Raw genomic sequence first — 19149 nt, forward strand, 5'->3', positions numbered from 1 at the left:
CCCGTTTATGTCACATCTGCCCTCGGCCGCCGGCCAGAAACTCAAGGACGAAGCCCTCACCAAGCTGCTGATTTACTTCAAGGACGGCAACTCCCGCACTTTCCACGGCCGTCACAACGCCAGTACCTACACGCCGGCCGACCCGCGCGAGCTGGAGATTAAGCGGCTGAAGAAGTACGCCGAGCGCGTGCAGCAGCACGTGAGTGTGGCCATCCTCTACGATTTGCAAACCGGCCAGGAAGTGGCCCGCCTGAAAAACGGGGCCTGGGTATGAGGCTGCCCGCCCTCGACCAGCGGGTGCTGCTCGAGCGGGGCGAGGCCGGCGTGCTGGCCGCGGCCCTGGGCGTGCTCGTGCGCGACGTGACCCACGCCACCCGGCCGGTGCCGCTGCTGGAGGCCATCGCCCTGCCGGCCCTGAGCACCCTGGCCACCCGGCTCGGCCGCCTGCACCAGCGCGAGCGGGCCGCGCCCCCGCGGCCCGGCCAGCGGCCCCGGCCGCGCGCCTTTCGCGTGAGCTACGACCAGCTGGCCGTGCTGCTGCACTACCGGCTTTGCCTGCCTTACTGCGGCCTGGGCGCGCTCGGGCAGCAGCAGGTGCAGGTCGTGGTGGGCAAGTTCCAGCAGCAAGCCCTCAACCTGGAGCACCTCCTGCGCATTCCCACCTGAGCCCCGGCCCGCGCCGCTTCTTCGTCCTTTTGCCCCGTCGCTGCCCGCGGTAGGTTTGATTACGCCAAGTCCGCTACCCCCGTGAAGAGAATTGACTTTCCCATTCGGCCCTACCTGCTCAAGTACCTGCAGGTGCACCTCAAACTCACGCGCCTCAGCGAGGCGCCCCTGCAACTGGAGGATTACGTGCTCTCGAAAAGCAACCGCTTCGGGCTGGCCCTGGACTTGTTGCTGCGCAAGCCGGTGAAGTCGGCGCGCCACGAGGGCAGCATCGACGACTGCACGGCCACGCTGGGCGTGAACCTGCGCAATTTCAACGCCGCCTACTACGACCTGACCCGCGGCAAGCTCACGCCCTACGCCATCTTCCAGTTCAACGACACGGTGGACGACCACTTCAACGCGGAGCTCTACTGGTGGGTGGGCAAGCACGTCGACCGGCGGGCCACCATCAAGGACGCCATCCGCTCCTTCATGGTCTTTTACGACATCATGGAGGACGACCGCTCCTACGAGTCGCTGCGCAAGCTGGTGCAGCGCAACGCCGAGTTGCCTGCCAAGAAGAAAAAGCGGGCCACCACCGGGAATTTTTCGATGAATTCGTCCCAAAAAATCGGCGAAGTGTCCCGAAAAAAGGGCCTGGTGTCCCTAAAAACGGGCGTTTTGTCCCACAAGGACACCTTTAAGGCTGTGCGTGAGCAACTTATGAAGCTGCCGATTGCGCTCTTTGAAACCGAATTTTACCATGCCCGCTCCTAAGCCCGAGGACCTGCGCAACCTGGCCCAGGCGCCGGACGACAACCTGGGCGGCATCGAGGCCCTGTGGTACACCCGCGCGGCCGACCTGCTCAACTTCCCCGCCACCGGCGAGCTGGTCATCGCCCAAAACCTGGTGCTGGCGCCGGGCGCCTGCTGGTACCAGCTGGTGAGCGTGCGCGAGAGCGTGCGCTACAAGCAAGCGCCCAAGGACCTGGGCCGCCACGGCAACAGCTACGCCCAGACGCTCACCGGCACGCTGGCCCGGCACACGGCCGCGCTGGCGGCCGGCCTCGAAGCGCTGGAAGGGCAGGAGCTGGTGGCCCTCTACCGCGACCACAACGGCGAGGTGCAGCTCGTGGGCACGCCCGAGCAGCCGCTGAGCTGGAAGGATGCCTACGACGCAGGCCTGGTCAGCGGCACGCGCAACAACTACGACTGGACGCTCAGCGGCGAGACGCCCCGCCGGGCCCGGCCCTACCTGGGGACCTGGGAAGTGTCGGGCCTGGGGCTGGAGTCGGGCCTGGTACTGGGTACTGCCGGCGGCAACATTGACATCCGCGACCGGCGCGGCAACCTACTGGCCACCGTCGACGCCGGCCGCACCGTGGTGCTGCGCTCGGGCTTCCGGGTGGCCTTTACCATCGTTTAACTTATGGCTGCTTCGACTACGCCCCCGCCCAGCCTGCCCATCGAGCCGGAGTTCCTCCCGGCTCAATTGGTGCGTTTCGCGGACAATGAGTTCATGAACATCACGGAGCGCTCCTTTCGGGACTTCAGTGGTGACGTGGACAAGACCTTCGTCAAACTGGCCGACCTCACGACCAACCTGGTGCGCGGGGCGGTGTTCCGCACGCCCAACGTGGTGCTGGTCGGGGGCCAGCCCACCGTTGATACGAGCCTGATTCCGCCCCGTTACCGCATCCTGGGCATGGAGGCGATGGCCGAGAACGGCGTGGATGCGGCCACCGCGGCCACCGGCGTGCGGGCCGACCCGGTGTATTTCAAGCTGCTGCCGTTGGCCACCGGCCCGGTGCAGGCCCTGGTCGACGCCAAGGCCACCACCGGCACGCGGGTCTGGGCCCAGTGGGTGCGCACCAGCGGCACCGATGAGCAGCGCATGTCCTCCTACCCGGTGCTGCCGCTGGATGACACGCCCCTTTATAAGGGGGAAGTGTACCAGCACACGTTTACGGACCTAACGCCGGCCGTCACGCGCTTGTTTGAGGTGAAGCAGAACATCAGCCAGTTTGCCACCCCGCTGCCGACCGGGCTGGACTCGGACCCGAACTACAAGCCGTTTGCGCCCCTGAGCGCCACCAGCCACGAGCAGAACAGCGACCTGGGCACGTACCAGCCGACGTTTACCATCCGCCTGGCTAGCCAGGAGCGCGGGACCGGTGCCGTGCGGACGGTGCTCGTATTCGAGGGGATGAACCGCCAAGCCGCGGCCCTGTCGTTTCGGGCCCAGGACGCTGATGGCGTGCGCCGGCCGGCGTTTGAAATGTGCCTGGCCTGGACCGGCCGCAGCGCCGACGTGTGGGTGCCGCTGGGCGGGGACAGCAGCGCGGCCGTGTCGCAGCTGCAGGCGGCCATTGATGCCCAAACCGACCGGCTCAATAACCTGGTCGCCGGCGCGCCGGAGGCGCTGGATACGCTGGCCGAGATTGCCGCGCAGCAGGCCGCCGACGAAACCGGCACGGCCGCCATGCTGGCTACCCAGCAGCAGCACACCCAGCAGCTTGCCGCCAATGCCGGCTTCCTTGGCACGCTGAGCAACCTGCTCACGACGGCCAAGGGGAGCCTGGTGGCGGCCGTGAACGAGCTGTACGGCAAAATGGGCACGGTCAAAACCATCAACGGCACCGCGCCCGACGCCGCCGGCAACGTGGTAGTGGCCAGCGGGGCCGCCGTGGCCATCGGCACCGGCACCGTGATTCACTTCGACCAGGACCGCGACTACCAGGAATTGAGCAGCGGCACGTTCACGTTTGACAAATCGGTGCTCACGCCGCATGCTGTCGTCACGGCGCTGCTGGGGACAGGCTGTACGGCTCCGGTACTGGACGGTGATTTCGAGGGCAGCGGCACGTTCACCGCTGGGCAAAAGCATCGCTACGTGTTCTGGATTGCACCCACCGCGACAGCGGGTAAGATTCAATACGCCATTATTCCCCGCGCATGAACCGCCGCCTGCTATTACTTATGGGGGCAGAAGCCGCCACCAGCCCCGCTGGAGTTCCCAAGGCCGTTACGCTGGCTTTTGTGACAGAAGCACTTCCGGGGGACCGGAGCTATTTTTTGGATTATATCCACGTTCAAGGGCTAGACGGGCAGTGGATACCGGGCATCATTGCCAACGAGAGCTTCGAGGCGCAAGTGGTTGGCTTTGGCAACATGGCCGACATGGACCCAGCTGTTAGCCTTTGGCAAAAGGTAAACGAAGGAAACGCCATCATTTGCCATCAAGTCGGCCCCTTTTATCCCGGCGACATTGAGGGTTCACAAGTCCTGGTTCTGCAAGGTGGCGGGGTCGGCGTTTCGCAGGTAATCACGCTAACGACCGGCCGATATTACCAATTTAACTTTTATGCCCGGCAGCGTTTTGGGGATTCCGGGCAACACATTTACGTCTTGCTTGACGGGCAAATGATACAAGCATTTCAGGTTGGGGATTGGACCCAGTGCATCACCGACCCTATTTTAATTTCTTAACTTTTCAAGTATGGAAACACCCCACCAACACACTGCTCTCGACGTTTGGGTGAACCCGCTTCTGTGGGATGGCGTCGTGTTTCAGCGCCGCACCCGCCGCATCGGCGTTAACGTGATTCAGCACCCCGACCGACTGGAACTGGCCATTCTCATCACGGTGCTCATCACCCACCACCACACACTGCCCGATGGTACCCCGGGCGAGGAAGCGCCCATTTTGTGCCCGCGCCGGATGCGAACCTACATGGCCTCGAACCGTGAGGTCCTGGACTTGGCCACCAGCCCGCCCGCGCTGGCTTTTGAGCGCGTGCAGGAAACCGATGCCGAATGGCTGGCGAAAATTGCGGACGATGCGCGTCCGCTGCTGCGCCGGGGCGACGCCTACGAGGCGCAGATGAACAGCGGGGCACAGGACATGGTGGGACCGGTGCAGGCCGCGATGGAAAGCGCCAACCAGGCCCCCTACTTTATTTACGGTGACCCGGCCGATGGCCCAGCTACGCAACACGCCCTGGGAAGCGTGCCCTACCGTGATAGCTTCCCTGCTTAAAATCGGTGGCTGGCTGCTGCTGGCTAGCCTGCTGTTCTGGCTGGGCTGGCACTGCCCGGCTGCGCTGCTAAATTCGTGAAGGCGTTTTCGTGAAGGCGTTAAAGCCCCGCCCCACCCGGCGGGGCTTTTTCGTGTCCTTTTTCCCGGTTTGGGCCGCCGGCAGCTTTGTGTCATTCAACCCGGAACGATGCTCGGCTTATTCTCCCGCCTAATCTCTTCGCCGTGGGCCATTTCGATGGAACACGCCCAAACGTACCTGCCGCTGCTGGCCAACCTGCTGACCGGCAACGGCCCGCTCGTGACGGGGGAGAACCTGGCCGAACTGCGGGCGGAAGCGGCCCCGAAAGACTTCGTGGCCACGGTCACGGCCGGCGGCATCATCGCTTACGGGGCCCGCCAGCAAGCGGCCAGTGGTGGTTCCAGCGGGGGTACCACCGACGGCCTCATCGTCCGGGTGATGGGCGTGAGTGGTCCGCTGCTGAAGGCCGACCAGTTTTGCGGGCCGGTGGGGCTGATGACCATCGCCGGTGACCTGCAGCGGGCGGCCCGCGACCAGGAGATTTCGGCCGTGCTGCTGAAAATCGACTCGCCCGGCGGGCAGGTGTTCGGCACCCAGAGCGTGGTCGACGGCGTGAAAGCCTGCCAGGCGGCCGGCAAACCCGTCGTGGCCCTGTGCGAGGACGGCCTGATGTGCTCGGCCGCCTACTGGATTGGCTCGGCGGCCAACACCCTCATCGCCACCCACGAGACGTGCACCATCGGCAGCATCGGCGTGATGGCCAGCTGGATGGACGCCCAGCCCTACTTCGAGAAGCTGGGCGTGCAGTTCCACGAGGTGTACGCCGAGCAGAGCACCCAGAAAAACGCCGACTTCGCCGCCGCGGCCAAAGGCGACTACACCGCCGTGAAAGCCAGCCTGACGGCCATCGCCACCGGCTTTCTGGGCGACGTGCGCGCCAACCGCGCCGGCAAGCTCGATGCCAAGCTCTTCGAGAAGTCCGGCGCTGCGGCCGGCAAAACCTTCTACGCCAGCCAGGCCGGCGAAATCGGCCTCATCGACGCCATGGGCTCCTTTCAGGATGCCCTGGGCGAGTGCGTGCGCCTGGTGCAGGAAGGCCAGAAACGCCCCTAACCTCAACCCCATTTTTTCAATAATCCCATGTTAAATCTGTTCAATAAAGCGGGTGCTGCCCTCGTCTTTGGCGCGGCCATGACGGCCCTGGTGGGCAAGGAAACCGTGACGGCCGAAGAGGCCGTCGCCGCCAACGAAGAGTTGACGGAAGCCGGCATCAAAGGTGCCCAGCTCATCAACGAGGCCTCGTTCACCGAACTGACCGAGAAGGCCGGCCGCGTCGACGTGGCTGAGAAAGCCGCGGCTGATGCCGCCAAAGCCACCACCGATGCGTTGGCTGCTGCCGGTGCCGATTCCATCGAGGCCCTCGTGGCCCAGCGCGACGGCTACAAGGTGAAAGCCGACAAGTTCGACAAGCTGCCCGGTGCTACCCAGACCACGCCCGTGCTGAAGGCCGGCGAGACGGATGTGGAAGAAACCGAGCCCGACGTCCACCAGCAGGCCATCGACGAGCTGCCCCACAACAAGGCCATCGCCGGCCACCCGATGTTCGGCTAAGCCCCTGCTTTTTCATTTCCGGCGACCGAAGCCGGCGCTCCATTCTCCTCACTTCAATCCCTTAACCGATGGATATCCAGGATATCATCACCGAGTACGGCAACTACTACCGCAACGGGGGCCAGAACCTCTCGCGCATCCTCAAAAAGCCCTACATCGCGTCGCAGACCGAGGCCCTGTTCGGTCTGATTCCGACCGACGACACGTCGTACCAGATGGGCTCGACCGAGCTCAGCCGCGTGCTGCAGCCCTTCCAACCCGGCTGGACCCCACTGGGCGAGCTCAAGGCCGCCCCCATCGTGCTCACCCAGACGCCCTTCAAGGTGGACCTGGAGGAGAACCCCGACAAGCTGGAGTCCTCGTGGCTGGGCTTTTTGGCCGACAGCAACCTGGACCGCGCCCAGTGGCCCTTCGTGCGCTACCTCGTGGAGGAGCACCTCTACGCCCGCCTGGACGAGGATTACGAGCTGAACGAAATCTATTTCGGCAAGTTCGTGGCCCCCACGGCCGGCACGCCCGGTGCCGCCGGCACCGGCATGGACGGCATCCGCACGGTCATCAACCGCGCCATTGCCGCCAGCAAAATCACGCCCATCGCCCTGGGCGCCATCCCCACCGACCCGCAGGCCTTCTGCGAGTACGTGGAAGCCTTCGCCGCCAGCTTCACGCTGCGCTACCGGGGCCGGGCGATGGAGGTGTGCATGAACACCACGCTGGCCCGGCGCTACGCCGTGGGCCGCCACGCCAAGTACCGGTTGGACACCAACGCCACCGAGGCCAACCCCATCATCGACGGCAACGGCGACCAGCTGCAGTCCTACCCGATTGAGTTCACCAACCACCGCGTGGTGGGCCTCAACTCGATGGGCGACTCCCAGAAAATCTGGGCCTCGCACAAGGACAACCGCAAGCGCCTGACCAAAAAGGCCGTGAACACCCGCGCCGTGCGCATCGAGAGCGCCAAGCGCCAGGTGTTCATCTACACCGACTTCTACAAGGGCCTGGGCTTCCCGGTGCTCGAGGCGGTGTTCACCAACGACAAGGACCTCACCCTGTAAGCAGCCACCCGGCCGGCCCACGTGACCGGCCGGGTGCGTCCGTTGGCATTTCAGCAGTAGTTGTGTTCCCTCATTTTCCAAGCTTAATCCCGCCGCATCATGGCAGACGATAACAAAGAGCTGACGCCCGCGCAGCAAATCGCGGCCCTTAAAAAGCAACTGGCCGACCAGGGCAAAGCCCACGGCGAAGAAATCCAGCGCGTGCGCGAGGAGTCCAGCGCCAAAGACGCCATCATCGAGGGTCAGGCCCAGCAGCTGGCCGCCGCCAAGGCCCAGGGCGCCGGCCAATTGTCAGTGGTGACCCACGAGGGCCAGCACTACCAGGTGCTGGCCGGCCAGTTTACCACCGCCGCCGGCCAACTGGTGAAGCACGACGAGCTGCAGGCCAACCCCGCGTTGGTGCAGCAGCTGCTCGACGACGAGTCGGGCCTGCTCCAGCTCCTCGAGGCGCAGGCCGAATAGTCGGGGTCGGCCCGGCGATTAATCCATTATCCACTGACTGAAGCGATTCGATATGAATACGTTTGCATTGAGCAACCTCGAAGGCCCCCAGGGCGACGACAACACGCCCGGCTTGCTGGGCTATGTGCTGACGGCGCGCGAGGACGACTTCACGACCATCGCCAAGGCGCCGAAAACCGGCACCACGCCCGGCGAAACGGCCCGCATCGTCGCGGACCACGTCTTCAAGACGGGCAAGGGCTTCACCAAGCAGTACATCACCCTCGACTCCAACCAGCTCAAGGCCGCCATTGTCGGCGAGCGCGACGGCCGGGGCCTGAAGGTGAGCTTCGAGGGCTTCCACCCCGGCAACCGGGCCGCGGCCCTGGAGTTCGCCCGCGTGGTGAAAAACCTGGGCCTCATCATGCTGGTGCCCGATGCCGACGGCACCTACCTGCAGGTGGGCTCGGAAGGCCTGCCGGTGGAGCTGGCCTGCGACTACGACTCGGGTAAGCTTTCCAGCGGCCGTCGCGGCTTCACCGTGAAAGGGGAGTGCTACGCCAACGGCCTCTACATCTACGAGGGCGACGTCACGATGAAGCCCTAAGCGATGGCCCAATCAATTCACCAGCTTCAACCCGAGGTCGCCGCCAAGTACCGGTGCCGCATCGTCCCCTGCCGGGTCGAAATCCAGCGGCTCGGGCGCACGATTGACCTGCGCACGCTGACCGTGGCCGAAGCGGACGAGTTGGTGAAGGACCCGCTGTTCACCTACTTAGTCCCGAAGCGCAAACGTCCCAAGTCGGCGAACTGAAGTCAGCCTGAACAGCCGGGAAAGGCCCCGTTGCCTCGCGCAACGGGGCCTTTTTACGTCCTTTTTTGCCGTGACATCCATCGGCAACTTCGGGGCATGGAACGTGGCAACATCACCGCCTGGCTGGCCTCCGCGCAGCCCTACGCGCAGGGCGCGGCCCTCTACGCGCAGGTGGGCACCAACAAGACCTACCTGCGCCTTTTTGCCCTGCCGGAGACGGTCCACAGCCGCCAGGCGCTGGTGCGCGAACTCCGCGCCCTGGTGGCCGGCGGGCGCCCGGAAATCGCCGGGCCGACCCCGCCCGCGCCGCCCGCTGCCGCTGCGGAGCCGGTGGCGCCGACCGGTGGGCCCACCTCGCCCATCCTGGCCACCGTGCGCCAGCAGCTACGGGCCGTGCGTGACGAGCGCAGCCAGCGCCACGCGCAGCTCACGGCCCGCAACCTGGGCAAACGGGCCCGCTACGAGCTGGCTGTCCGCATCCTGGCCCTGACCGACCAGGAAGGGAAGCTGAAGGCCGCCGAAGCGCACGTGCGGCAGCACGGCCGCCTGCCGGGCCCGGTGCCCACGGCCGAAATCACCGATGCTGGCGTGCTGCGCCAGCGCCTGGGCAACCTGGTGAGCCAGCGCACCAAGCTCCGCAAAAATCCCGACCGCGCTGCCGACCTGGCCGGGGCGGAAGCCGAAATCACCCTTATCCGCTCAAAACTTAAATCCTAATCCGTGTCTGACGAATTCATCCCCCTGGAGTGGCACAATGCCCGGCGCCGCGTGCGCGACCTGGTGCCGCTGAGCTACAACCCCCGCATCCTCACCGACGAGGGCCGGGCGCGCCTGCAGGCAAGCCTGGCCAAGTTCAACCTGGTCGAAATTCCGGCCATCAACACCGACGACGTCGTTGTGGCCGGCCACCAGCGCCTGGCCATGCTCCTCGATGCCGGCCGCGGCGAGGAAATCATCGACGTGCGGATGCCCAACCGCCAGCTCACGAAAGACGAGCTCGACGAGTACAACATCGTCAGTAACGTCGGGGCCGGCGTTTGGGACTACCAGAGCCTGATTGATAACTTCAGCCACCTGCACCTGCAGGCCATCATGGACGTGCCCGCGCTCGATGCGCTGGCCAAGCTCACGGCCTCGCTGCTGCCGCCGGCCGAGGAGCAGGAGTTCGACCCCACGCCGCCGGCCGTGCCGGTGTCGGCGCTGGGTGACGTGTACGAGTTTCACAGCGACGGCCAGGCGCTGCTGCACCGCCTGGTGTGCGGCTCCTCGACCGATGCCGACGTCGTAGGCCGCGCGGTGGGCGAGGGCGTGCTCGTTGACCTGGTCAACACCGACCCGCCCTACAACGTCGACTACCAGGGCAAAACCAAGGAGGCCCTCAAGATTGAAAACGACGCGATGGGCGACGGCGACTTCCGCCAGTTCCTCTACGACTTCTACGTCAACTGCTTTGCGTTTATGCGCGAAGGGGCGCCCATCTACGTGTTTCACGCCGATAGCGAAGGCGCCAACTTCCGCCTGGCCTTCAAGGAGGCCGGCCTGAAGCTGAGCCAGTGCCTGGTGTGGGTCAAGCAGCAGTTCGTGATGGGCCGGCAGGACTTCCACTGGCAGCACGAGCCCATTCTCTACGGCTGGAAGGAGGGGGCGGCCCACACCTGGTGTTCCGACCGCAAGCAGACCACCGTGCTGCAGTTCGACCGTCCGCAGCGCAATGCCGAGCATCCGACCATGAAACCGTTGGATATTCAGCAGTACCTCGTGGAGTGCTCCAGTACGCCCGGCGCCATCGTGTTCGACGGCTTCGGCGGCTCGGGCACGATGCTCATCGTGTGCGAAATGAGTGGCCGCCAGGCCCGCCTCGTGGAGCTGGACCCGCGCTACGTCGACGTGCACGTGCGCCGTTACCTCCAGTTTATGCGCGACAACCACCGTCGCTTCACCATCATCCGCAACGGGGAGGAACTGACCGATGAGCAACTCGCTGCCTTCGCCCAATAGCCTGCCCCACGCCGACCAGTTGCTGCTGGCCAGGTCCACCGCCGTGGAGCGCATTTTCGCCGCCTATCACGACGAAAACGGCACCGGGCTGGATGGCCTCAGCCGCGACGATAAGTTGGTGCACAGCCAGCTGGAGGCCGCGTATGGGCTGATTCTGAACTACCACTCCTTTGAGCAGGCCTGGCCGCTGCTGGCCAAGCAATTCGCCATCAGCCGGGCCACGTGCTACCGCCGGCTGCGCGACGCCCAGAACCTGTTCGGGGACGTGAAAAAGGTGAAGAAGGAGGGCCGCCGGGCCGTGCTGCTGGAGTTTGCCCGCAAATTGCTCCAGTTGTGCCTCACCATGCGCCCGCCGGACGTGAAAGGGGCCATGGCCGCCATGAAGTTCGAGGCCAACGTCTCGGGCCTGCTGCGGGCTGATGCGGCCGGCGAGGAGGATGGCTCTGGCTCGGGCAACACGTCGTATGTCATCCACATGAGCCTGGAGGGCCGCAAACCGCGGCAATTCGACATCAGCCAGCTCGATAACATCTCCGATGCCGATTACGAACTCATCCAGGACGCGGTGAGCCAAAACGTGTTTGGCGCCGATGCCATGCAAGTCATGCTGGCCGAAACCAGTGGAAAGGAGCTGCCGGATGGTAGTCGTTGACCAGGTCCAACTCACCTTTAACCAGCCCCAGCTGCGCTACGTCACGGCCCGCCGGAAAAAGGAGGGCGTCAGCGTCTGGGGCCGCGGGACCGGCAAGTCCAGCATCATTGCCTGGGACATTCACAAGATTGTGTCGACGATGCCCCGCAGCTGCTGGGTGATTGTCGGCTCGACCTACAAGCAGGTGCTCACCCGCACGCTGCCCTCGACCGTGGCGTCTCTGGAGCGGTTGGGTTACCGCCTGAACCGCGACTACTACATCGGCCGCAAGCCCCCGCCCACGTTGAACTGGGACCGGCCCTACGAAGGGCCGCTGAGCTACGACCACTTCATCATTTTCAAGAACGGCACCGGCTTTCACCTGGTCTCGCTCGATGCCGGGGGCAGTGCCAGCCGCGGCCTGAACGTGGACGGCTTTATCGGCGACGAGGCCCTGCTCTTCGATAAAAACAAGCTGGATGCCGACCTCTCGGCTACTAACCGGGGCAACGGGCAGTACTTCGGCAAAAACCCGATGCACCACGGCGTGTTCCTGTTTTCGTCGATGCCCTGGGGCGATAACGGCCGCTGGCTGCTCGACAAGTCGAAATATTACGAGGACGAGGGCGTGGACCTGGTGGAGCGGCAGAATGAGCTGATTGACGCGCAGGTGCGCTTTCTGGACGCCAAAACCGACGAGGAGAAGCTGCACATCTGGAAAACGGAGGTGCTGAAGTTCCTACGCGACATCACCTACTTCCCCTCGGCCAAGGACAAAGGCACCTTCTATTCGGAGGCCAACGCCTTCGACAACATCCACAACCTGGGCCTGCAGTACCTGCTCGACCAGCGGCGCTTCATGACGGACTTCACGTTCCTGATTGAGATGATGAACCGCCGCCCCACCACCGTGGAGGGCGGTTTTTACCCGCAACTCAACCAGGCTCGCCACGTGGTCGAGGCGGCCGATGACGGGTTTGTGCTGGACCTGATACTAGGCCAGGAGTTGAAGGCCAAGGCGCTGAAGGTGCTGGCTGATAAGGCCGATAACCATCTGGAGAGCGATAGCCGCATGGACAGCGATTGCCGGGCCCACCGGCCCCTGCGGGTGTCCGTGGACTGGGGCGCCAAGATTACCACCATGGTGGTGGGGCAGCCCCACCCAGACAAGCAGGAGTACCGCTTCCTGAAGGGCTTTCACGTCAAGCATCCGGCCTTCATCGACGAGTTGGTCGAGGACTTCACCACTTACTATGCCTACCACGGGAAGCGTGAGATTGAGCTGCTGCCCGATAGTGAGCGGGGCGATAACCGCCGCGAGGACAGCGAGCTGACCCTGAACGAGTCCCTTATCAAAGCCTTCAACGCCCGCGGCTGGCGCGTACGCCGGATGAACATCGGCCGGGCCCCCAGCCACGGCACGCGCTACCTGCTGGCCCAGAAGCTGCTCGCCGAGCGCGACCCCAAGCTCACGCGCATCCGCTTCAATAAGGTCAACTGCAAGGACGTGGTGACGGCCATGCTGCTGGCCCCGGTGAGCCAGGACAGCAAGGGCCGCATCATGAAAGTCAAGTCCAGTGAGAAGAAGGAGAGCTTCCCGCAGGAGCACGCCACCCACTACACCGACAACGTCGACATGCACCTGCTCAGCGTGGGCACCGACGTGGTCAATGCCGGCGTCGACTTCACTCAGCTCCTCATCGTGAGCAGTTAACTGACAGCTGCCAACGACCACCTAAGCCTCGACCCTGCGGTCGAGGCTTTTTGTTTGCCTGAACCCCAGCACGGTCGACGGCCATCGGACGGCCCTCCCCACAGATATCCCCGAGGCAGCCCTCGGCAACTGCCATCGGCCGACAGTGCAAGCCGGGGTCTTCTGCTCGACTGGTGAGACTGTAAAACACTGTCGCAGCCCAAAAACGGCCATTGCAGCGCGTGGGCGCAATCGGCAGTGAGATTGGCTTTTGGGGCCTTTTCGGGGCCGCTGATGCGGTTTTGTGTCCTTTTTCCGGCCTCGGTGGCGTGGCTGCTTTGTAGCACCAATGGAACAGCCCACTATCCGACTTAAAGATGCTTTGGACCTGCTCGACGGGCCCGCCCCGGTGGCCGTGCAGTGGGTCAAGTGCGACCGGCGCCGCGGCACCGGCGGCGACTTCGGTAAGCTGCCGGCCGCGCGCATCGGCCGCGGCCACCGCCAGGCGGCCGGTGAGTTGCGCACGCCGCGGCCGGAGGAGGAAACCGACGCCGACCGGGCTGCCGTCGCGGCCGACGGGCTGGTGCCGGTTCCAGCCGGCCCCAAGAACCCGGACCACTGGCGCCATGCCACCCGCAACCTGGTCGATACGCGCACCGGCACCCTGGTGAAAATTCACATTTACCTGCTCACGCACGTCGCGGGGCGCAAAGTCTACCTCTAAATGCAGCCACTTGTATTTGCCGGCAACGGCGTGGGCTACCACCGCCGGCTGAACGCCATTGTTCGCACGCCGGGCGCCCTGCGCGCCTCCGGCGGCAGGGGCAGCGCGCCGGCCGGGAAACCGGACGGCGCGGCGCCCACGTCCCCGGTGGACAAGCTTACGGCCAACGGCCTAATTGCCCCCTGGGGGGCGGGCAACGACTTTCCGCAGCAGGTGCGGGCCGCCATCGCCAAGAGCACCATCCTGGGGCCGGTGCTGGACTGGAAAACCCGCGCCATTTACGGCAAGGGCATCATCTACGGCACCGTCACCGGCTACAAAGCGGACGGCTCGGAGGTCTTTCAGCGGAAGAAAGACCCGGTGGTGGAGGCGTTTTTTCGCAAATCCAACCTGGCCCGCTTCGGCTTCGAGGGGCTGCAGGGCCTGACCTACTACGCCAACGCCTTTCCCGAGCTGGTCCTGAGCAACGACCGCAGCCAGGTAACCAGCCTCTGCATCCAGGACACGCCCTTCTGCCGCTACGCCGCGCAGGTGCTGGGCCAGGCCGTGCCGCCGTGGGTGTACATCTCGGCCAACTGGCCGGATGCCGCGCCCGGCGACGCCTACACCACCCGCGTGCCGGTGCTCGACCCCTACCACGACCCGGTGGCGGCCCTGCGCACCGACACGCGCGGGTTCAAGTACATTTTTCCGCTCTCGCTGCCCAGCCCCGGCCAGACGCTCTACCAGCTGGTGGCCTGGGACCCGATTCGCAAGTCGGGCTGGCTCGACGTGGCCCAGGCCATTCCCGAGTTCAAGAAGCAGCTCTTCATCAACCAGCTCTCGATTAAGTACATCATCGAGGCCGACCTGCGCTACTGGGAGTGGAAGTACCCGGACTGGAGCGAGAAGAGCGAGTCGCAGCGCAAGGGCCTCATCGCCGAGGAGCTGGAGGCCTTCGAGAAAACCATGGCGGGCACGGACGGGGCCGGCAAGTCCATCCTGGCCGTGACCATGCCCGACCCCAACGGCGGCCCGCCCATTTCGGTGTTCAAGGTCACGGCCATCGACGACAAACTCAAGTCGGGCCTCTACATCGAGGACTCGCAGGAGGCCAGCAGCCACATCTACACCGCGCTGCAGGTGGACCCCACGCTCAGCGGCATTTCGCCGGGCAAGGGCATGGGCGCCGGCTCCGGGTCCGACAAGCGCGTGGCGGCCAACCTCTTCCTCAACACGCACACCTTCCACCAGGACCAGATTCTGGAGGTGCTGCACTTCGTGCGCGATTACAACGGCTGGGACCCCGAGCTGGAGTTCCGCTTCCTCAACCCCGAAATCAACACGCTGGACAAGCCCACCGAGTCCACGCCCAACACCACGCCCTGATGGCCCTGCTCAACACCCCCGCCGAACTCAAACAATACGTCAGCCTCGATGTCAGCCAGGTGCCGCCGGCCCTGGCCCTGGCCCTGCGCGAAGTGGAAAACACCACCCTCGCCCTGATGCTTGGCAAAGACCTGCGCGCCTGGCTGCAGGCGCAATACGACGCGCCGGACTTCAGCCCCACGGCCGACTCGCTGGCTGCGGAGCTGCTGCGCCGGGTGCAGCGGCCCATCGCCCGGCTGGGCGTGGCCGCCGGCCTGGCCGAGCACCAGGTGAGCATCGACAACACCGGCATCCACATCCTGACCACGGAAACCAGCAAGACGGCCTTCCAGTGGCAAACCAACCAGCTGCGCACCCAACTGGAGCAGCGGGGCCAAGGCGACCTCGATGCGCTGGTGCAGTGGCTGGAGGAGAACCGGGATGCGTCCGACGAGTTGCGGGCCTGGGCCGCGTCGGAGGCCGGCCAGCGCCACCGCCGGGAGTTGTTCACCAGCACCGCCGACTTTCAGCAGTACGAGAACATCAGCGCCGCGCGCCCGGTGTTCCTGGCCCTGGGCCCGGTGCGCCGCCGGCTGGAGGCCTTCGAGCTGGCCCGCGTGCTCGGCCCCGACTTGCTGCAGGAACTGCGTGAGCAGGTGCGGGCCCGCAACCTGTCGTTGGACAATCAGCACCTGCTCCGCACCTACGTGCTGCCGGCCCTGGCCAGCCTCACCGTGGGCCATGCCATTGTTGAGTTGGGGCTGAAGCTGACCGGCGACGGCATTGAGCTGATGGTGGCCCGCCTCGACGACAGCAACTCGAAAGAGGCCGATGCCGGCCTCGACCAGCTCATGGCCAAGCGAAGCCTGGAGGCGCTGGCCACCGGCGCGCGCTACCTGCGCCAGCTCACCCGCTACCTCGACCGCACGGCCTCGGCCACGCGCTTTGCCCCCTACTTCCACTCCGCGGCCTACACCGCGCCGGCCCCGCCGGCCGCGCGTGCGCTCACCGCAAAAACCTTCAGATTCTGCTAATGGAGCCCACGGCCGACAAAATCGAAATCAGCCAGCAGCAGACCCGCAACTGGATTCTGGTGGGCGTGTGCGCCTTCCTCATGCTGCTGGTGCAGGGCCTCTACACCTTCGCCATCAACAGCACCGGCACGGAGCTGCGCGAGACGAACCGCAGCCTGGTCGAGCTGCTGGGCACGGTGAAGGTGCACCAGGCCCAGCTGGACTACCAGGGTGCCGAAATCAAGGACCTCAAGCTCAGCCGCAAGGATGCGGAAGCCATCCACAAGGCCATCGACAGCCGCCTCAACTCGCTGGAGCAGCGCGCCGCCCTGCACGACCAGTGGATTCAAGCCCATACCCGCTAACCCGTCGTTATTCCCCATGCCCATTCCCAATTACCTCCGTCGCGCGGCCTCCGGCCTGGCCATGGCCGCCGCCATTTTCCTGGGCTTGCCCTTTCTCATTCGGCTCTACGACCCCACGGCCGGCAGCTTCGGCGTGGACCTGCTCAATGCCCTGGGCCTGGCCGCGCTGCTTTTCAGCGGCGCCCTGCACATGGGCCTGTACGCCTACGAGAAGTTTCTGCCGCGCTTCCGCACCTACCAGGCCGAAAGCCTGGAAGGGGAGGGGATGCTGTTCGAAAACCTCACGACCGAGCTGCGCAAGCCCCTGTTCGAAGAAGCCAACATTTACCCCGACCGCCTGGCCCAGCTGACCGAGCGGCGCAAAGTCCACCAATTCATTTTCCTCGTGCGATGCGTTCGATTGTCCTTCTGCTTGCTCTCGCTGGCCTATTTGCTGCACCTGGCCGCGCAAATGCTGACCCTGGCCATGACGGCCGTGCCGGGCTCCGCGCCCGCATTGTAGCCGAGGCCCGCAAGCTGGTCGGCATCCGGGAGCACGGCTTCAACCGCGGCCGGGAAGTGGACGCCCTGGTCCGGGAAGCCGGCGGGCAGCCCGGCCAGGCGTGGTGCTCGTGGACGGTGGTGGCCATCCTGCGCCGGGCCGGCCTGCCCGTGCCGCGCTTCGGCCGGGCCCTGGCCTGGTTCGACCGGGTCCACACCATCTGGCGCAACGGCCAGCCGGTGGCGGGCCGCCCGCCGCCGCAGCCGGGCGACGTGCTTGGCTTTACGTGGGGACAACGGGCCATTTGCCACGCCGAGACCCTGCTGGTGTGGGGAAGTGGGCCCAGCTGCCGGGCCGTTGGCGGCAATACCGGGGGTGGGGGTGCCCTGCAGCGCGAAGGCGAGGGCGTATTTGAAAACTGGCGACTCAAGCGCATGGTAGCTGCCGTGGCCAACGTCGCCGATAATCCCAGGTACTGATGCAACAACTCCGACGATTTTGCCACGCCCTGGGCGTGTTAGCCAGCGTGTCCCTCCTCACCTTGTTGGCCCTGGCCTTGCTGCTGGCGGGCTGCAACCGCGAGGCCTATCAGGGCGCCCGGCTCAGCCCCGCGGCGGACAGCGTGGTTCGGGCCACGCTGCCCAGCGCGCGCAAGTACAAGCTGAGCGGGCCGGTGAACATTACCATTCAGCAGGGCCGGGGCAACGTGGCCAACCCCGTGGCCACCGGCAAAGCCAAAGCCGATGCCGCCGCCATCGGCGCGAGCCCCACGGCCTCCGCGACCAGGCCCACCCAGCCTTGGGTGACTTACGGGCTGCTGCTGGCTGGTGGGCTCACGCTGGGCGGTTGGGCCGGGCGACGGTTTTTCCCGGTATGATGTTTACCGGCAGCTAAGGGGTTACCTTTAGGCATAGCCTCCCCCTTAGCCGCAATTTCGATGCGCTCTTACCTATGCATGCTGCTGCTGCTGCTGTTTGCAAGCGGCATGAACAGCCAAGCCGCCGCGCAGAAAGTAATGCATGTTCCCGAGTTGCAGGACATCCGAGACGTTCTGCTCGACTCTGCAACGGGCCGCACGTACTGTTATGAGAGTATACCGGTGGAATACGTTTCCAAAGCGGAGCTTAATTGCCGCGCAAGAGAGCTGGCAGTTAATAATCTAAACGGCGATGGTTATGTCGTTTCCCACTCTAAATACCCAATCACCGTCATTAGAATTGAAGAATCTAACGTCGGAGATATCACCTTTCGCGGCTTTCACGACAAAATCGTGAAAGACTTCGGCAACGGCATGCAGCAGCGGCTCTATTTCACCGTAAAAATTTCAACCATAGATGGCCGCTATCGATACGAGTTGCTGGACTTCGATTTTCAGTCCGATGCCAGTGGCGAAGTCGTGCCGGTGGAACAGTTTTTGAAGGTTGCGTATTCAGCCGATGGCGAGCCCAACTACGCTGCGCTGACCTTTGCCGAAGTGTTCTTGATGTGCAGAAGGGTGCTGATTTACGACATCAAAAAAGGGATGAAAACCAATGGAAGCTGGTGATAGTTGGGCGGTTTATACCCCATCGGTTGACTGTAGTAGTGACTTCCAGTGCATTCCCCCCCCCTTAGCGGCCCGCTTGCACCCAGTGCAGGCGGGCATTTTTGATTCTGAACTTCCCCACTTGGCGTATCTTCGCTAGGCAAACACATCAGGGAAACGAAAGAAACCGATAGTCCTCGGCCGTCAGCTTACGGCCGGGGAGTAGAGCGGGAGCATGACCCGTATGCGTGGGACCGTCGGTCCTGATGTGTTTGCAGCGATTTCCCCGGCTTGCCTGATTGCTGCTATGGCTAAAACAAAGAATGCCCCGCCCATTGGCTTCGGCCGTATTCCTTTCGACGACCTCGACGACGCCACGGATGAGGGTGCAAAGCACCAGCCGGAGGAAAAGCCACTAGAGCCGCCGCTGGCCGAGCCCATCTTCGTCGACAACGCGGTGATGTACGAGTTGTTTAAGCGCTACAACCTGTGGCCGCTCACCCCACTCAGTCCCTTCGAGCTGCAACTGGTACAGGTAATCGGGGGCTTGGAAAAGCGCGTCCGGGAGCTGGACCCTGACTTATAAAATCTATCCTTTACCAAAGCCCCGCCCCACCCGGCGGGGCTTTTTTTGCACCGTGCCAGTCACCGATTCGACCGTGCCTGGAATCTGCGCTAACGCACTCAAAAACAAGTTATTTAACTTGACTTGTCGGGCAGAAGGATGCGTTGTTTGTCATAC

At 64.4% G+C, this 19149-nt stretch carries 26 protein-coding genes; all 26 read left to right on the plus strand.

All coding sequences use genetic code 11. From position 1 onward, the window contains the following. The first annotated feature begins 7 nt into the window (after positions 1-7). The 26 genes from JKL48_RS04915 to JKL48_RS05040 all read left to right on the plus strand — a co-directional run bounded on the left by JKL48_RS04915 (position 8) and on the right by JKL48_RS05040 (position 18993). Positions 8-274, plus strand: coding sequence for a hypothetical protein (locus tag JKL48_RS04915; RefSeq protein ID WP_201979305.1), 267 nt, complete (start codon positions 8-10; stop codon positions 272-274). After that, on the plus strand, positions 271-666 hold the full coding sequence (locus tag JKL48_RS04920) for a hypothetical protein (RefSeq protein WP_201979307.1): 396 nt from the start codon (positions 271-273) through the stop codon (positions 664-666). The genes JKL48_RS04915 and JKL48_RS04920 overlap by 4 nt, the downstream gene beginning before the upstream one ends. A gap of 81 nt (positions 667-747) precedes the next feature. Then, complete coding sequence (locus tag JKL48_RS04925; protein WP_201979309.1) at positions 748-1425, plus strand: hypothetical protein; 678 nt, start codon at positions 748-750, stop codon at positions 1423-1425. After that, entirely contained in the window at positions 1412-2074 is a 663-nt protein-coding gene (locus JKL48_RS04930; RefSeq protein ID WP_201979312.1) for a hypothetical protein, read from the plus strand. The genes JKL48_RS04925 and JKL48_RS04930 overlap by 14 nt, the downstream gene beginning before the upstream one ends. A gap of 3 nt (positions 2075-2077) precedes the next feature. Further along, positions 2078-3607, plus strand: coding sequence for a hypothetical protein (locus JKL48_RS04935; protein ID WP_201979314.1), 1530 nt, complete (start codon positions 2078-2080; stop codon positions 3605-3607). Further along, complete coding sequence (locus tag JKL48_RS04940) at positions 3604-4137, plus strand: hypothetical protein (protein WP_201979316.1); 534 nt, start codon at positions 3604-3606, stop codon at positions 4135-4137. Before JKL48_RS04935 ends, JKL48_RS04940 begins: the two co-directional genes overlap by 4 nt. A gap of 10 nt (positions 4138-4147) precedes the next feature. After that, entirely contained in the window at positions 4148-4687 is a 540-nt protein-coding gene (locus JKL48_RS04945) for a hypothetical protein (protein ID WP_201979318.1), read from the plus strand. A gap of 235 nt (positions 4688-4922) precedes the next feature. Further along, the gene (locus tag JKL48_RS04950; protein ID WP_201979321.1) at positions 4923-5819 is read left to right on the plus strand and encodes a S49 family peptidase; all 897 of its coding nucleotides are present in this window, start codon (positions 4923-4925) and stop codon (positions 5817-5819) included. Positions 5820-5846: 27 nt separating this feature from the next. Continuing rightward, positions 5847-6317: a hypothetical protein gene (locus JKL48_RS04955; protein WP_201979324.1), complete on the plus strand. Its 471-nt coding sequence runs from the start codon at positions 5847-5849 to the stop codon at positions 6315-6317. Between the two features lie 68 nt (positions 6318-6385). Next, the gene (locus JKL48_RS04960; protein WP_201979326.1) at positions 6386-7375 is read left to right on the plus strand and encodes a hypothetical protein; all 990 of its coding nucleotides are present in this window, start codon (positions 6386-6388) and stop codon (positions 7373-7375) included. Positions 7376-7474: 99 nt separating this feature from the next. Next, positions 7475-7837: a hypothetical protein gene (locus JKL48_RS04965; protein WP_201979328.1), complete on the plus strand. Its 363-nt coding sequence runs from the start codon at positions 7475-7477 to the stop codon at positions 7835-7837. A gap of 52 nt (positions 7838-7889) precedes the next feature. Next, positions 7890-8423 carry a hypothetical protein gene (locus tag JKL48_RS04970; RefSeq protein WP_201979331.1) on the plus strand — a complete coding sequence of 178 codons (534 nt, stop codon included), beginning with the start codon at positions 7890-7892 and terminating at the stop codon, positions 8421-8423. A 3-nt stretch (positions 8424-8426) separates the two neighbouring features. Then, positions 8427-8630: a hypothetical protein gene (locus JKL48_RS04975; protein WP_201979334.1), complete on the plus strand. Its 204-nt coding sequence runs from the start codon at positions 8427-8429 to the stop codon at positions 8628-8630. A 96-nt stretch (positions 8631-8726) separates the two neighbouring features. After that, on the plus strand, positions 8727-9347 hold the full coding sequence (locus tag JKL48_RS04980; protein WP_201979337.1) for a hypothetical protein: 621 nt from the start codon (positions 8727-8729) through the stop codon (positions 9345-9347). 3 nt (positions 9348-9350) lie between these two features. After that, complete coding sequence (locus JKL48_RS04985) at positions 9351-10628, plus strand: DNA modification methylase (RefSeq protein WP_201979340.1); 1278 nt, start codon at positions 9351-9353, stop codon at positions 10626-10628. Continuing rightward, the gene (locus tag JKL48_RS04990; RefSeq protein WP_201979344.1) at positions 10600-11280 is read left to right on the plus strand and encodes a hypothetical protein; all 681 of its coding nucleotides are present in this window, start codon (positions 10600-10602) and stop codon (positions 11278-11280) included. The genes JKL48_RS04985 and JKL48_RS04990 overlap by 29 nt, the downstream gene beginning before the upstream one ends. Beyond that, positions 11267-12973 (plus strand): hypothetical protein, encoded by a 1707-nt coding sequence (locus JKL48_RS04995; RefSeq protein WP_201979347.1) that lies wholly within the window; start codon positions 11267-11269, stop codon positions 12971-12973. Before JKL48_RS04990 ends, JKL48_RS04995 begins: the two co-directional genes overlap by 14 nt. A gap of 283 nt (positions 12974-13256) precedes the next feature. Beyond that, the gene (locus JKL48_RS05000; RefSeq protein ID WP_201979349.1) at positions 13257-13676 is read left to right on the plus strand and encodes a hypothetical protein; all 420 of its coding nucleotides are present in this window, start codon (positions 13257-13259) and stop codon (positions 13674-13676) included. Next, positions 13677-15044: a KH domain-containing protein gene (locus tag JKL48_RS05005; protein ID WP_201979351.1), complete on the plus strand. Its 1368-nt coding sequence runs from the start codon at positions 13677-13679 to the stop codon at positions 15042-15044. Beyond that, complete coding sequence (locus JKL48_RS05010) at positions 15044-16057, plus strand: DUF6712 family protein (protein ID WP_201979353.1); 1014 nt, start codon at positions 15044-15046, stop codon at positions 16055-16057. Before JKL48_RS05005 ends, JKL48_RS05010 begins: the two co-directional genes overlap by 1 nt. After that, positions 16057-16401 (plus strand): hypothetical protein, encoded by a 345-nt coding sequence (locus JKL48_RS05015; RefSeq protein ID WP_201979355.1) that lies wholly within the window; start codon positions 16057-16059, stop codon positions 16399-16401. The genes JKL48_RS05010 and JKL48_RS05015 overlap by 1 nt, the downstream gene beginning before the upstream one ends. 16 nt (positions 16402-16417) lie before the next feature. Continuing rightward, a complete protein-coding gene (locus tag JKL48_RS05020; protein ID WP_201979357.1) occupies positions 16418-16903 on the plus strand; it encodes a hypothetical protein in 486 nt (161 codons plus the stop codon). Between the two features lie 56 nt (positions 16904-16959). After that, a complete protein-coding gene (locus JKL48_RS05025) occupies positions 16960-17361 on the plus strand; it encodes a hypothetical protein (protein ID WP_201979359.1) in 402 nt (133 codons plus the stop codon). Next, positions 17361-17759, plus strand: coding sequence for a hypothetical protein (locus JKL48_RS05030; protein ID WP_201979362.1), 399 nt, complete (start codon positions 17361-17363; stop codon positions 17757-17759). The genes JKL48_RS05025 and JKL48_RS05030 overlap by 1 nt, the downstream gene beginning before the upstream one ends. A gap of 78 nt (positions 17760-17837) precedes the next feature. After that, positions 17838-18428, plus strand: coding sequence for a DUF4468 domain-containing protein (locus tag JKL48_RS05035; protein WP_201979365.1), 591 nt, complete (start codon positions 17838-17840; stop codon positions 18426-18428). A 286-nt stretch (positions 18429-18714) separates the two neighbouring features. Beyond that, positions 18715-18993 (plus strand): hypothetical protein, encoded by a 279-nt coding sequence (locus JKL48_RS05040; RefSeq protein ID WP_201979368.1) that lies wholly within the window; start codon positions 18715-18717, stop codon positions 18991-18993. The last annotated feature ends 156 nt before the right edge of the window (positions 18994-19149 follow it).

The organism is Hymenobacter rubidus, from assembly GCF_016734815.1.
GTDB lineage: Bacteria > Bacteroidota > Bacteroidia > Cytophagales > Hymenobacteraceae > Hymenobacter > Hymenobacter rubidus.

Coding starts and splice junctions, on each gene's coding strand:
- JKL48_RS05015 (WP_201979355.1), top strand. CDS start 16,057: ATGGAGCCCACGGCCGACAAAATCGAAATCAGCCAGCAGCAGACCCGC.
- JKL48_RS04995 (WP_201979347.1), top strand. CDS start 11,267: ATGGTAGTCGTTGACCAGGTCCAACTCACCTTTAACCAGCCCCAGCTG.
- JKL48_RS05010 (WP_201979353.1), top strand. CDS start 15,044: ATGGCCCTGCTCAACACCCCCGCCGAACTCAAACAATACGTCAGCCTC.
- JKL48_RS05030 (WP_201979362.1), top strand. CDS start 17,361: ATGCAACAACTCCGACGATTTTGCCACGCCCTGGGCGTGTTAGCCAGC.
- JKL48_RS04950 (WP_201979321.1), top strand. CDS start 4,923: ATGGAACACGCCCAAACGTACCTGCCGCTGCTGGCCAACCTGCTGACC.
- JKL48_RS04970 (WP_201979331.1), top strand. CDS start 7,890: ATGAATACGTTTGCATTGAGCAACCTCGAAGGCCCCCAGGGCGACGAC.
- JKL48_RS04915 (WP_201979305.1), top strand. CDS start 8: ATGTCACATCTGCCCTCGGCCGCCGGCCAGAAACTCAAGGACGAAGCC.
- JKL48_RS05005 (WP_201979351.1), top strand. CDS start 13,677: ATGCAGCCACTTGTATTTGCCGGCAACGGCGTGGGCTACCACCGCCGG.
- JKL48_RS04955 (WP_201979324.1), top strand. CDS start 5,847: ATGTTAAATCTGTTCAATAAAGCGGGTGCTGCCCTCGTCTTTGGCGCG.
- JKL48_RS04990 (WP_201979344.1), top strand. CDS start 10,600: ATGAGCAACTCGCTGCCTTCGCCCAATAGCCTGCCCCACGCCGACCAG.
- JKL48_RS04935 (WP_201979314.1), top strand. CDS start 2,078: ATGGCTGCTTCGACTACGCCCCCGCCCAGCCTGCCCATCGAGCCGGAG.
- JKL48_RS04920 (WP_201979307.1), top strand. CDS start 271: ATGAGGCTGCCCGCCCTCGACCAGCGGGTGCTGCTCGAGCGGGGCGAG.
- JKL48_RS05035 (WP_201979365.1), top strand. CDS start 17,838: ATGCTGCTGCTGCTGCTGTTTGCAAGCGGCATGAACAGCCAAGCCGCC.
- JKL48_RS04975 (WP_201979334.1), top strand. CDS start 8,427: ATGGCCCAATCAATTCACCAGCTTCAACCCGAGGTCGCCGCCAAGTAC.
- JKL48_RS05020 (WP_201979357.1), top strand. CDS start 16,418: ATGCCCATTCCCAATTACCTCCGTCGCGCGGCCTCCGGCCTGGCCATG.
- JKL48_RS05040 (WP_201979368.1), top strand. CDS start 18,715: ATGGCTAAAACAAAGAATGCCCCGCCCATTGGCTTCGGCCGTATTCCT.
- JKL48_RS04930 (WP_201979312.1), top strand. CDS start 1,412: ATGCCCGCTCCTAAGCCCGAGGACCTGCGCAACCTGGCCCAGGCGCCG.
- JKL48_RS04960 (WP_201979326.1), top strand. CDS start 6,386: ATGGATATCCAGGATATCATCACCGAGTACGGCAACTACTACCGCAAC.
- JKL48_RS04980 (WP_201979337.1), top strand. CDS start 8,727: ATGGAACGTGGCAACATCACCGCCTGGCTGGCCTCCGCGCAGCCCTAC.
- JKL48_RS04945 (WP_201979318.1), top strand. CDS start 4,148: ATGGAAACACCCCACCAACACACTGCTCTCGACGTTTGGGTGAACCCG.
- JKL48_RS04965 (WP_201979328.1), top strand. CDS start 7,475: ATGGCAGACGATAACAAAGAGCTGACGCCCGCGCAGCAAATCGCGGCC.
- JKL48_RS04940 (WP_201979316.1), top strand. CDS start 3,604: ATGAACCGCCGCCTGCTATTACTTATGGGGGCAGAAGCCGCCACCAGC.